Here is an 11,898-nt window from a genome sequence, read left to right on the forward strand (position 1 = left end):
TCGCCAGGCGAACCCCCCGGCGGCTACACGACCATCCGGGCATTCAGCCGCTGGGAGTGCATCGACAGTAGTCCCGGACGACCCGTCACTTGCGCGCCCGCTTCGTGCCGCCGGCCTTCGTGCTGCCGGCTAGCTGCTCCGCACTAGCACCTCTTGCCGGTGTTGATGCAGTTGGCGATCGTGGCCGCCAGGTTGTTCTTGGTGACGCTGATGAAGTCGTCGTGGTCGGTCGCCGCCTTGTGCAGCTGCTCGGGGAAACCGTCCACGGCGTAGGCGTTCTTCACCTGGCCGTTGACGATGGACGGCTGGGCGACCTTGTAGACCAGACGCATCGTCAGCTGCGGGATCGCCTTGAACCCGTTCGGGCAGACACCGCTCGCGGGGTCCGCGAAGGCCACGTGCGTACGGTGGTTGGCGCTGTCGACGTTCACGCCGTCCCAGCAGCTCTGGAAGGCGAAGGTGCGGACCACGTTGCTGCCCTGGGGGCAGATCGGGTACTGCGTGGTCAGCTGGACCTTGTTCTCGAAGCCGGTGCAGCTCCAGTGCGCGTTGGCGTTGGCCAGACCGTTGGTGGTGGTCTTGGCGTCACCGGTGATGATGCGCAGGAACTGGGGCATCGCCGTGACCTTGCTGGCCGGGCTGCCGACGTACTTGATCTGCGCCTGGACCGGCGTCAGGATCTTGCCGACGTTGCCCTCCTTGCCACCGCCGAGCGCGTTGGCGTCGAACTCCTGCGAGCCGTCCTGCTCACGCACGACCGGCCAGTAGTACGCCGAGAGGTCACTCTGGTTCTGGCAGCTGGAGGGGGCGGCCAGCAGCGAGTCGTTCGTCGAGAACGCGTTGACCTTCTGGTTGCCGACGTAGTCGTGCTCGTGGTGCGCGCCGTTGGTCACGCCGGGCGCCACGATGACGTTGTCGGTGTTGTGGTTCTTGTTCGCGTTCACACCACAGCGGGTGGTGAAGGAACCGGTCGAGGCCTGGCCGGTCTTCTGCGGCTTGGCCTGGACGTTCGGCGCGACCTTCGTGATGTCCACGAAGTCGGCCGCGACCGGACCGTTGCCGGCCTGCCCGCCGATGTTCGCCGGCGCGCTGGCGCTGGCGCTCGGGGCGGCACTGGCCTGGCCGTTGTTCCCGGTGTTGTTCTGGCCACCGTTGTTGTTCTGCCCGCCGTTGTTGTTGCCCTGGCCGGCGGTGGTCTGGTTGGTGGTCTGTGTGGTGCAGGCGGCCAGCTGCGCGAGCGAGCTGTCGAAGGTGCCGCCGACCCGCGTGATGTCGATCCTGATCCGGTCGATCGTGGCGGCCCGCTTCTCCTTCAGGGGGCCGACGATCGCGTTCTGCACGAAGCTGGCGTCGTTCGCCTGCGCCTGGCGGGTGGAGGCGAGCCGGGAGTAGGCCTCGGTGATCTGCTTGTCGAGGTTCGCCAGTTCCGCCGCCACCCCCTGCTTGGCCTTGTCCGGCACGCTCGTCAGCTTCTGGCCGACATCGGGGCAGGAGATGGTCGCCACCGTCGCGGCGGCGGCCTTCGTGTAGTTCTGGGCAGAGTTGTTCGACTCGTGCGCCGAAGCGTTCATCTGTGCCCAGAGCAGCCCGCCCCCGCCGAGCGCTATGGCTGCCGATGCGGCTATGGCCTTGACGGCCAGCGGCGAACGGCGTTTGCGTATGTTGCGTCCCATGGAACTCCTCTGACTTCCTTGGCGGGGCAGCATCGAGGCGCCCGACAGGAGTGAAGCGGCGTCCTTTCATACGCGCTCCGCCTCAGACGTGTTCAGCCGCCTCACAAATTCATCAGAGATTTGTTACGCGCTTGGGGCACAACCGCCGTTTGAACAGGGCTGTTTCTGGAAGATCAGCGGTCGCGGTCAAGGTACGCGAGCACCGCCAGGACGCGCCGATTGTCATCGTCCGACACCTCAAGTCCCAGTTTGGCGAAGATGTTGGAGGTGTGCTTCGCGATGGCCCGTTCCGTGACGACGAGCTGTGCGGCGATCGCCGCGTTGGACCGGCCCTGCGCCATCAGCTCCAGGACCTCCAGCTCCCGCGGCGTCAACCTCCCCAGCGGCCGGTCGTCGGCCCGCCGGGACAGCAACTGCTGGATCACCTGAGGGTCCATGGCCGTACCGCCCGCCGCGACCCGCCGTACGGCGTCCACGAACTGCTCCGCGTCGAACACCCGGTCCTTCAGCAGATACCCCACCCCGCCGGTGCCGTCCGCCAGCAGCTCGCGCGCGTACAACTGCTCCACGTGCTGGGAGAGCACCAGCACCGGCAGCCCCGGTCTGGCCCGCCGCGCCCGGAGCGCGCACTGCAACCCCTCGTCGGTGTGCGTGGGCGGCAGCCGTACGTCCACCACGGCCACGTCCGGCTCCGCCTCGGCCAGCGCCCGGGAGAGTTCGGGGCCGGACTCGACGGCCGCCGCGATCTCGAAACCGTAGGCCTCCAGCAGCCGGACCAGCCCGTCGCGGAGCAGGAACAGGTCCTCGGCTAGGACAACGCGCACGGAATCTCCATCGTGACCATGGTGGGGCCGCCCGCGGGACTGCTGACGGCCAGGACGCCGTCGAATGTACCCAGCCGCCGCTCCACCCCGGCGAGCCCCGACCCGGCACCGATCACCGCGCCGCCCCTGCCATGGTCGGTGACCGAGATCCGCAGCATGCCGCCGCCGTCCGGCACGTGATGCAGATCCACCCAGATCCGGTCCGCACCGGAGTGCTTGACCGCGTTGGTCAGCACCTCGCTCACCGCGAAGTACGCGGCCGACTCCACCGGCGCGTCCGCCCGCCCCCGCAGCTCCACCGTCACCTCGGTCGGCACCGGCAGCCGCAGCGCCAGCGCCCGTACGGCGTCCCCGAGCCCGCGCTCGGCCAGCACCGGCGGATGGATGCCCCGCACCAGGTCCCGCAGCTCGCCCAGCGCCTCCACGGAGGCCCGCCTGGTCTGCGCGAGCAGCTGCCTCGCTTTCTCCGGATCCTTGTCCAGAAGCACTTCGATCGTCCCGAGGTCCATCCCCATGGCGACCAGCCGGGCCTGCGCCCCGTCGTGCAGATCCCGCTCGATCCGGCGCAGCTCGGCCGCCGAGGTGTCCACCGCGTCCTTCCGGGTCTCCGTCAGCACACGTACCCGCTCGGCGAGTTCGCCCTTCCCGGGGTCGAGGACCGCGCGGGTCAGCCGGAAGTGGGCGGTCAGCAGCCGCGGGCACAGGTGCCAGGCGCCGACCAGCAGGACGGCGGCGGTGGCTGCGGCGCCGAACGCGGTGGCCTGGCCGGTGACCGGCACGAAGCCGTACCAGTAGGTGCCGCCGAGGGTGAGCACCCGCCACAGCCCGGCGGCCACCGCGAACCCCTCGAACGGATAGAACAGCAGCACCGCCGGCAGCAGCGCGGTCACGAACCCGGCCGTCATGTCCGTGAGCAGCCACAGCACGTCCCTGCCGACCTGCGGATCACGCAGCATCCCGAAGGTCCTGGCCCACGGGTTGGCGTCCGCCGGGAGCGCCCGGTACGCCGACCGGATCCGCACCCCGCACCACTCGTACGCCAGCCGCCGCCGCGCGTCCGCCACCTCCCGGACCCCGTCCAGGACCCACGGCGTGGTGACGATTCCCACCCCGATCGGGATCAGTGCGACCGACACCGCGGTCAACGTGAAGCAGAGCACCGACACCGGCAGAATCACCACCGCCAGCACCAGCCCCCGCACGGCGGCGAGCAGCACCTCCCGTGCCCTGGTCCGGAAACTCCCGCTGGTCGTGTTCGTCGTCATGCCGTCAGTCTGTCCGACCGCACGAGCGGCGGGCACTGGCCCGAAGCCCCATGTCAGGGGGTGGTGCTGGATACACCCCGGGCTGCGGCGCGCCCCTTCAGGGGCGCGGGGAACTGTGCGACCAGCCCCCACCGGCCCGCAGCCTGATCACGCCCCGATCCGCCGCACGCCGAGCACCCGCGCCTCGACATCGGGGTCGAGCCCGATCCCCGCCCGTACCGGCACCGCACCGTCGAGGCCCCGCAGCCACCGCCACGTGTCGGCCACCGTCTCCTCCACCGGCCGGCACCGCAGCCCCGTCGCCACCGCCCGCGACACGTCCAGCCCGTGCACACCGTCGTGCAACTCGCTGTCCGCCGGCACCCACACCGGCACCTGCGTCCACGGCTCGATCCCGGCGTCGAGGACGACCTCCGCATCGGTCCACCGCAGCTCCGCGTCCGAGCCGGTGCTGCGGCGGCACGCTTCGAGCAGCCGGCCCATCGTGGTGTGCCCCGGCGGACTCACCAGGTTGTACGGTCCGGACAGCTTCTGTTCGACCGCCCCGAGGGTCCACTCGGCGAGGTCGCGGGCGTCCACGAACTGCACGGGCAGATCGTGCGGGCCCGGCGCCAGCACCGGCCCGCCCCGCGCGATCCGGTTCAGCCACCACGGCAGCCGTCCGATGTTCTCGTAGGGCCCGAGGATCAGCCCGGCCCGCACCAGTACCGAGCCGTCCGCGCCGAAGGACTCGACGGCGGCCAGCTCGCCGCCCAGTTTGTCCTGCGGGTACTCGGTCGCCTCCGCGTCGGCCGCCGCCCCCGTCACCAGCGGCGCGTCCTCGGTGTATCCGGCCGGGCGCGGCCAGTCGTACACCGAGCAGCTCGACACGTACGTATACCGTCCGGCACGGCCCCGCAGCAGCCGTGCCGTCTCCCGCACCGCCCGGGGCGCGGCCGACCAGGTGTCGACGACCGCGTCCCATTCGGTGCCGTCGGCCAGCGCGGTGAGGCCGCCGGGCGCGGTGCGGTCGCCGTGCAGCGACCGCACCCCGGCCGGGGGCCGGTGGCGGCCCCGGTGGAAGACGGTCACCTCCCAGCCGCGCCCGAGCGCCGCCTCGGCGACCGCCCGCCCCACGAACTCCGTACCGCCCAGCACCAGAAGCCTCATGCCGCTGATCGTGCCCGCGGGTGCGGCGCACGTCACCGGGTTCAGCCGAGGGCGGAGCGGCCCGTCAGCGGCCGCTGGACGGCCTCAGCGGCCCGTCGGCGGGGTGTACTTGTAGCCCACGCGGCGGACCGTCTGGATCGCCCGGCGGTGCTCCGCGCCGAGTTTGCGGCGCAGCCGGGCGACATGGACGTCGACCGTGCGGCCGTCGCCGACGTGGCCGTAGCCCCAGACCGTGGTGACCAGCTGGTCGCGGGTGTGCACCCGGCCCGGATGCGCCACCAGGTGCGCGAGCAGCTCGAACTCCAGGTAGGTGAGGTCGAGTTCACGCCCGTCGACCTGGGCGGTGCGCTCCACGGTGTCCACGGTGACGAGCGGCCGGGCGCCGGTCGCGGGGGGTGCCGCGGGGGGTGCCGCGGCCGGCTCCCGCGGGTCCGGCACCGCGACCGGCAGGAAGGGCGGCTGCTGGTCCGCCGGGACCAGCACCAGGTAGCCGATCATCGGCGGCTGGCCCGGCAGCGCGGGCAGGGCGTGCTGCGGGGCGGGCAGCCAGGTGGCGCCCGGTGGCAGCAGGTCGGCCATGTCCACGACCTCGTCCCGGTCGACGGCGCGCAGCCGGTGCCGGGCGGGCGAGGAAGGGGCCAGGGTGGAGGCGGGGGAGACAGAACGAGTGGTCGCCATGAGACGTCAGCTCTTTCGCGCGAGGAGTCAGTCGGTCGGGACGACGGCCGCGACTCGTGGTCGGGCGCGCCGGGGACGTACTGCTTTCCGCGCTGGCCGAAGGCCGGGGTGTACGGCTTTAGAGGGCCCGCGCGTTCGTCGCGCGGCAACACACCCGGTCGAAGTCGTGGTGCTGACGGGAAGGCCAGAACGGCTCGAGGTCCTGACGACCTGTCGCGCTGCACTTCTGGATGCCGACCATGCGCCCATTGAAGCAGACACAGCCGGGAAACAGGACCCTCCTCTCACTGCTTGGGACGCTCCTCGGCGTGACGCCGACGTCGCCCGCCGCACGCCGAAGGGGCGCCCATCGTGACGGTGGGCGCCCCTTCGGGAGAGTCGTTGGCGGATCAGACCTGGCCGGCCTTGTCCAGGGCGGAGCAGCAGGTGTCGACGATCAGCCGGGTCACGACGTACGGGTCGACGTTGGCGTTCGGGCGGCGGTCCTCGATGTAGCCCTTGCCGTCCTTCTCGACCTGCCACGGGATACGGACCGAGGCGCCGCGGTTGGAGACGCCGTAGGAGTACTTGTCCCACGGGGCGGTCTCGTGCAGGCCGGTCAGACGGTCGTCGATGCCCGCGCCGTAGTTCTTGACGTGGTCGAGCGGCTTGGAGCCCTCACCGAGCGACTCGCACGCGGTGATGATCGCGTCGTAGCCCTCGCGCATCGCCTTGGTGGAGAAGTTGGTGTGCGCGCCGGCGCCGTTCCAGTCGCCCTTGACCGGCTTCGGGTCGAGGGTGGCGGAGACGCCGAAGTCCTCGGCGGTGCGGTAGAGCAGCCAGCGGGCCACCCACAGGTGGTCGGAGACCTCCAGCGGCGAGACCGGGCCGACCTGGAACTCCCACTGGCCGGGCATGACCTCGGCGTTGATGCCGGAGATCGCGAGCCCCGCCTTCAGGCAGTTGTCCAGGTGCGCCTCGACGATCTCGCGGCCGAAGATCTCGTCGGCGCCGACGCCGCAGTAGTAGCCGCCCTGGGGGGCCGGGAAGCCGCCCTCGGGGAAGCCCAGCGGGCGGGAGCCGTCGAAGAAGGTGTACTCCTGCTCGATGCCGAAGATCGGCTCCTGGGAGGCGAACTTCTCGGCGACCTCGACCAGCGCGGCACGCGTGTTGGAGGAGTGCGGGGTGAAGTCGATGTCCAGGACCTCGCACAGCACGAGGATGTCGTCGCCGCCGCGGATCGGGTCGGGGCAGGTGAAGACCGGCTTCAGCACACGGTCCGAGGAGTGCCCCTCGGCCTGGTTCGTGGACGACCCGTCGAAGCCCCAGATCGGCAGCGCGTCCAGACCGGCGGGGGCGCCCGCTATGATCTTCGTCTTCGAACGCAGCTTGGCCGTCGGCTCGGTGCCGTCGATCCAGATGTACTCAGCCTTGAAGGTCACGGGCCACATCCTTCGGGGTGGGTCGGGCGCACTTGCGGGTGCAGTGGCGCTACGGCACTGGGGCGCCTCGGTGTTGCCCGGCAGCCTGTCAACAGGCGATTTCCCGATCATTGCTCGAATGTGAACCCGGTGTTACCTGGTGGTTCTGTGGTGCGACTCACGTTTTGACTGCTTCCCTCCCTGGGGGAAGGGGATTCCTTCCTTCAGGGCTGGGCGGGGATTCCTGGCTCAGGCCGCCTCCGGGAGCAGCGCTCCCGGAGGTCTTACGCCCTCGGCACCAGCCGGGTTCAGACCTGCCCGGACGAGCATCACGCGGGCGGAGTTCTTGTCTCCGGGGGAGACGGCCCCGCACGCGGTGCAGGTGCAGGTGCGTTCGGACAGCGGCAATGCGTGCTTGGTTCTCGCTCCGCACCGGCCGCAGTCCATGGTGGTGTGCGCGGGGTGGACGAGCCGGATGTCCCGCCCGTGCTTGCGGCCCATCTCGATCAGGGCTTTCTTCGTGGCGCCGATCGCGGCGTCCGCGTATGGAGCCCGTTTCGGGCGCCGCGCCGGGCCCCCGCGCGGCGGTCGCCGGCTTTCCCTCCGTGAAAGCCGGCGACCGTGCCCGGACCCGTGGTGCAGGTCAGCCGACCTTCTCGATCAGCGCCCGGCGGATCAGGAACTTGCCGGGTTCCCGGACCTGTTCGAACGCCGCGTTGTTGAGCAGCACGCAACTTCCGGAGACCGACGTGACCTTCACCGTCGTGGACTTGTTGTTGTCCAGGTTGGTGACCTTCAGCGTGGTTCCCGCCGGGAACTGGTTGCTGGAGGCGGCCGGCGCGCCGGCCTCACCGGAGAGCGTGACGGTCGAGCCCTTGCAGACCTGCTGCCCGGAGGCGGCGGTGCCCCCGGTGCTTCCGGCGGCCGCGCTCTGTGTCGGCGTCGCCGTGGCGGTCTGCCCGGTCTGCCCGGTCTGGCCCGTCTGCGTACCGCTCGCCGCCTGGGAGCCCTGAGCCGACTCCCCAACGACGCAACCGGACGCCTTCTGCTGGACCTTGATCTGCTCGATGACCGCCTCGCGGTTGGCGATCCGGGCCGCCGACTGGGCGTCCGGGTTCGCCTGCTGTCCGGCGATGAACTTCTGGTTGTTGCCGAGGGCCGTGGCCAGCCCCGAGCAGACGGTCGAGTCCGCGGCCGACGACAGCGTCTTCGCGGTCTGCGAGGTCTGCGCGGCGTTCGAGGTGGACGCCAGGGCGAAGGCCCCGCCACCGGCGACGGCCGCGGCGCCGACCAGCAGTGCGACGGTCTTCTTGGCGCCGAGAGTTCTCCTGCGCGACATGCGCGCCTCCTGAAAGGGGTGAGGGAGCGTACGTCGCTATGTACGAGATGCCGAACGTCGTTACTCAGCGGTTACCGGAGTCGCTGAAGTAACCTGCGTCACACGGGAGTTGAGTGCTGTTCAGCTCTTGCGTCTGGCCAGTGCGTCCTGTACGGCCTCGTCGGTACGGCCGACGACCGCCGTGCCGTCGTCGGCGGTGATGATCGGTCGCTGGATGAGCCTGGGGTGCTCGGTGAGGGCCGTGATCCACCGGTCGCGCGCGCTCGCGTCCCGCGCCCACTCCTTCAGCCCCAGTTCCTTGGCGACCGCCTCCTGGGTGCGGGTGATGTCCCACGGTTCGAGCCCGAGCCGTTCGAGTACGGCCCTGATCTCGTCCTCGGTCGGCACGTCCTCCAGATAGCGGCGGACGGTGTAGTCGGCCCCCTCGGCGTCGAGCAGGCTGATCGCGCTGCGGCACTTCGAGCAGGCGGGGTTGATCCAGATCTCCATGCGGAAGACGGTACGCGAGCCGCCGCCCAGGGGTGCTCTGTTCGAATTCCGGGAGTGTCCTGAGAACCCCTCGCGCACCTCGCGACCCACCTGAAAAACCCATCTTCACCTGGCCGTTCGGCAAACTCGCGGGCTGTCCCGTTGTCAGTGCCGGCCGGTACACTGGAAGCAGTGTTCGAGAGAGTCGCCGGGGTGTCCGGTGGCCCTCTGACCGCGACAGGAGGATGCCTGTGCCCGCTGCCGCACTGAAGCCGAAGCCGAAGTCCCCGCCGACCCAGTCCACCGCGAAGCGTGCGGTCCTGTTCGACTCGCCGTACGCGCCGGTGGAGAAGCGCCCGTTGCCGGCCGGGCGGCCACGCGAGTGGTATGTCACACACAACCGCCGTCTGAAGGCCATGCGCCTCGCCATCGCCCTGCTCGACTCCGGTGTCCATCTGCCGCAGCAGGCCCGGAACGAGACGATACGGAGCGCGGCGGAGAGCATCGGCGTCCACCCGCCGTCGGACACGACGTGCCACATGGTGCGGGCCCTGATGCGCTATTCACGCTGAGCCGGTGGTGCCGGGCGCCGTGTGCTTGCGGCGGCGCCCGGCGCTTTCCCGGCTGGGGGGCTGCCGCCCCCGGGCCCCCGCACCGGGGGGCGGCCCTTCGTGGTCCGGCTGCGGGCCGGCGAGGGTTGCTCGCGCAGTTCCCCGCGCCCCTTACGGGAGACTGCCCAGCCGTGTCCTTTCGGCCTGAGGGTCCGCTCCCCGCGCCCCTTACGGGACGCTGCCCAGCCGCGTCCTTTCGGCCTGCGGGTCCGCTCACCCGGTCAACTCCCGTTCCACCGGCGTGCGGAAGCGTGGCGTGACCTTCGCGGCGCCCACCCATCCGCGCAGCCGCTCCGCCTCCGCCGCGACCGCCTGCTCGGCCTCTCTTCGGATGCCGGGATCGAGGATCCGCCAGACGATCTCGCCGTCCTGGCGCTGCGCCCAGCCACCCACCACCAGCCCGTTCCACCACACCGTCGGCCCCACGTTGCCGCTTCGGTCGAAGAGAAGCGGCCGGAGCCGCGGCGGCAGGTACCAGTCCCGCTGCTGCCATGCCATGGCCGTCGGGTCGAGGGCGGGGAGAAGGGCCGCCCAGGGGCGGGCGGGTTCGGCGACCGCCGGCAGGTCGTCGGCCGTCACGTACCCCGTGCCGCCCTCGTCCAGGGTCACCGGCCGCGCCCCGATCGCGGTCAGCGCCCGGCGGACCTCCGTCACCCGCCACCCCGTCCACCACTTGAGGTCCGCCTCCGTGGCCGGCCCGCAGGCACGCAGCCAGCGGTTCAGCAGGGCCGCCTGGGCCTGCGCGTCCTCCAGCTCCGGATGGTCGGGCGCCGGTGCCCAGCGGAACTGGCTCGACGTCCAGGAGCCCAGCGGACGGCCCCGCACCACCTTGCCCTCCACACCCAGGACCCTCAGCAGGCGCCCGGAGACGGTGTGGACGCCCTCGTAGCTCTTGCCCGCGGCGTACGCGAACCGCTCGCGCAGGCGTGGTTCGGCGGCCGCCAGTTCCGTCGCCGTCGCCTGGCCGAGCCGGGCCAGCGCGGCCAGCGCCGAGGACTCGACCTCCGCGAGCCAGGCTGCGTCCGGGGCACCGGCCCGGGCCATGTCCTTCAGCAGCGCGGCGCGCTCGCGGGCGGCCACCGTCAGGCCCGTCGAGGCGTGCACGACCGCCGTGAGCTCCGCGGGGAAGACGAACACCGTGTGCCGCATGCCGTGCATCCGCACCAGGGTGCGGTCCTCGTACAGGGCCCGCTCCGTCTCCGGCACGGTCTTCGCCGCCTCGGCCAGCCGCGCCCCCACCGCCAGGTACACCGTCGCCGGATCCGAGCCGTGCAGCGCCACCAGCGCCTCGGCGACCTCCTCCGGCGCCGTCGCCCGCGCGGTGTCCGCCAACAGGTGGCGCTCCGCCAGCCGGGCGCGCCGCTCCGCCACCCCGATGTGCCGCTGTCCGCCGCTCATGCCGACCTCCCCATGGACTCCTGACCGCATCCTGCCCGACGCCACTGACAACCACCTGCTCGCCGCCCGCGGCAAGACCGTCCCGCAGGCGCGCCCCGCCCGGCCCACGCCTTCCGGCCGCCCTCCGCCGACCGCCCCGGTCCCGCCGCCTGCTCGAAGCGGCGGCGCAGGCTCGACTCCGTTCGGTGGCCGGTGCTTTCGCCGTGGCCCGAGAAGGCGAAGGCCAGGGCGGGCAGCCGCGGGCGGTGAACTCCGCGAGCAGCGGGCGCAGTCGGCGCTCGCTGCCGTCGCAGGCGCCGCGCAGTACGACGGCGACCGGCCCACCGGTGCCGTCCGGGCCGTCCGGGCCGTCGGGGGCCGGGGGTGCGCCCGCACCCCACCCCCCCCCGCACGCACCTGTGCCCGCGCGCGTGCCCGCACGAAAACGGGATGCACGGCGCGTGACCGGCTCCCTACGCTGGAGACGCGTTGCGGAGGGGTCCACCACCGCTTTCCGAAGGGCGGGCCGCGCCCCCGGAAGTCGGGACTACACTGCCGCGCACCGACGGACGGCCGCCCGTCCCCCGCGTGTGCCGTCGGATCCGTCGACCGCTCACACACCCACGCCACGGAGGCCCGTCATGGGCACCATCGTCCTATCCGGAACCGTCGTCCTGGTCATCCTCGGATTCGGCAACCACAACTGGTGGCTCGCCGCCGTCGTCCTGCTCTTCCTGTACGTGCAGTACGGGCGGGGCTCGTCGTCGGCCTCCTCGTCGGGCGGTTCGTCCGGCGGGGGAGGGGGCATGGCGGGCGACTACAAGACGTACCGCGACCGCCGTGACCAGCAGGCCAAGTGGGAGCGCCGCTACCGCCGCGAGCGCCCCCTGGAGTTCCGGCGCCAGCAGAACGAGAAGGGGAAGTAGCCGGCCGGCCGATCCGCACCCCGGCCGGTCAGAGGCCGGGGGCACCCCAGACCGGGAACCAGCGGCTGAGGTCCTGCTCGATCCGCAGGTCGCTCGCGAGCGCCGCCTTCACCTGCAACTCCAGTGCGCTGTCCCGGGGCGGGCCGGTCTCGGGCCCGGGGGCGGACGGGGGGTAAGGGGCCCCCTGG

Annotated in this window: 11 protein-coding genes and 1 pseudogene; 2 read left to right on the top strand and 10 right to left on the bottom strand. The window is 71.7% G+C overall.

Translation table 11 applies throughout. The features are described 5' to 3' along the window. Nucleotides 1-143: 143 nt before the first annotated feature. The 9 genes and pseudogenes from AB0P24_RS46780 to AB0P24_RS46820 all read right to left on the bottom strand — a co-directional run bounded on the left by AB0P24_RS46780 (nucleotide 144) and on the right by AB0P24_RS46820 (nucleotide 8,817). Entirely contained in the window at nucleotides 144-1,673 is a 1,530-nt protein-coding gene (locus tag AB0P24_RS46780; protein WP_365805415.1) for a DUF1996 domain-containing protein, read from the bottom strand. Nucleotides 1,674-1,846: 173 nt separating this feature from the next. Beyond that, nucleotides 1,847-2,497 carry a response regulator transcription factor gene (locus tag AB0P24_RS46785; RefSeq protein ID WP_365805417.1) on the bottom strand — a complete coding sequence of 217 codons (651 nt, stop codon included), beginning with the start codon at nucleotides 2,495-2,497 and terminating at the stop codon, nucleotides 1,847-1,849. Next, a complete protein-coding gene (locus tag AB0P24_RS46790; RefSeq protein ID WP_365805419.1) occupies nucleotides 2,482-3,762 on the bottom strand; it encodes a sensor domain-containing protein in 1,281 nt (426 codons plus the stop codon). The genes AB0P24_RS46785 and AB0P24_RS46790 overlap by 16 nt, the downstream gene beginning before the upstream one ends. A gap of 147 nt (nucleotides 3,763-3,909) precedes the next feature. Further along, entirely contained in the window at nucleotides 3,910-4,911 is a 1,002-nt protein-coding gene (locus AB0P24_RS46795) for an NAD-dependent epimerase/dehydratase family protein (protein WP_365805421.1), read from the bottom strand. 84 nt (nucleotides 4,912-4,995) lie between these two features. Then, nucleotides 4,996-5,589, bottom strand: coding sequence for a winged helix-turn-helix domain-containing protein (locus tag AB0P24_RS46800; RefSeq protein ID WP_365805423.1), 594 nt, complete (start codon nucleotides 5,587-5,589; stop codon nucleotides 4,996-4,998). Nucleotides 5,590-5,978: 389 nt separating this feature from the next. Continuing rightward, on the bottom strand, nucleotides 5,979-7,010 hold the full coding sequence (gene glnII, locus AB0P24_RS46805) for a glutamine synthetase (protein ID WP_365805425.1): 1,032 nt from the start codon (nucleotides 7,008-7,010) through the stop codon (nucleotides 5,979-5,981). 228 nt (nucleotides 7,011-7,238) lie between these two features. Next, nucleotides 7,239-7,532 (bottom strand): annotated as a pseudogene (locus tag AB0P24_RS46810) (zinc ribbon domain-containing protein); the annotation flags it as partial. Nucleotides 7,533-7,632: 100 nt separating this feature from the next. Beyond that, complete coding sequence (locus AB0P24_RS46815) at nucleotides 7,633-8,328, bottom strand: hypothetical protein (protein WP_365805427.1); 696 nt, start codon at nucleotides 8,326-8,328, stop codon at nucleotides 7,633-7,635. Nucleotides 8,329-8,448: 120 nt separating this feature from the next. Next, complete coding sequence (locus AB0P24_RS46820; RefSeq protein ID WP_365805429.1) at nucleotides 8,449-8,817, bottom strand: arsenate reductase family protein; 369 nt, start codon at nucleotides 8,815-8,817, stop codon at nucleotides 8,449-8,451. Nucleotides 8,818-9,047: 230 nt separating this feature from the next. Here AB0P24_RS46820 and AB0P24_RS46825 point away from each other — a divergent pair, with 230 nt between their 5' ends. Next, nucleotides 9,048-9,368, top strand: coding sequence for a hypothetical protein (locus AB0P24_RS46825; protein WP_365805431.1), 321 nt, complete (start codon nucleotides 9,048-9,050; stop codon nucleotides 9,366-9,368). A gap of 252 nt (nucleotides 9,369-9,620) precedes the next feature. Here the strand turns inward: AB0P24_RS46825 and AB0P24_RS46830 are convergent, their stop codons facing one another. After that, entirely contained in the window at nucleotides 9,621-10,805 is a 1,185-nt protein-coding gene (locus AB0P24_RS46830; RefSeq protein ID WP_365805433.1) for a winged helix DNA-binding domain-containing protein, read from the bottom strand. Between the two features lie 620 nt (nucleotides 10,806-11,425). On the opposite strand from AB0P24_RS46830, the gene AB0P24_RS46835 reads away from it, so the two are divergent. Continuing rightward, nucleotides 11,426-11,710, top strand: coding sequence for a hypothetical protein (locus tag AB0P24_RS46835; RefSeq protein WP_365805435.1), 285 nt, complete (start codon nucleotides 11,426-11,428; stop codon nucleotides 11,708-11,710). Nucleotides 11,711-11,898: the final 188 nt, after the last annotated feature.

Origin of the sequence: Streptomyces sp. NPDC086519 (assembly GCF_040686075.1) — a bacterium.
GTDB lineage: Bacteria > Actinomycetota > Actinomycetes > Streptomycetales > Streptomycetaceae > Streptomyces > Streptomyces shenzhenensis.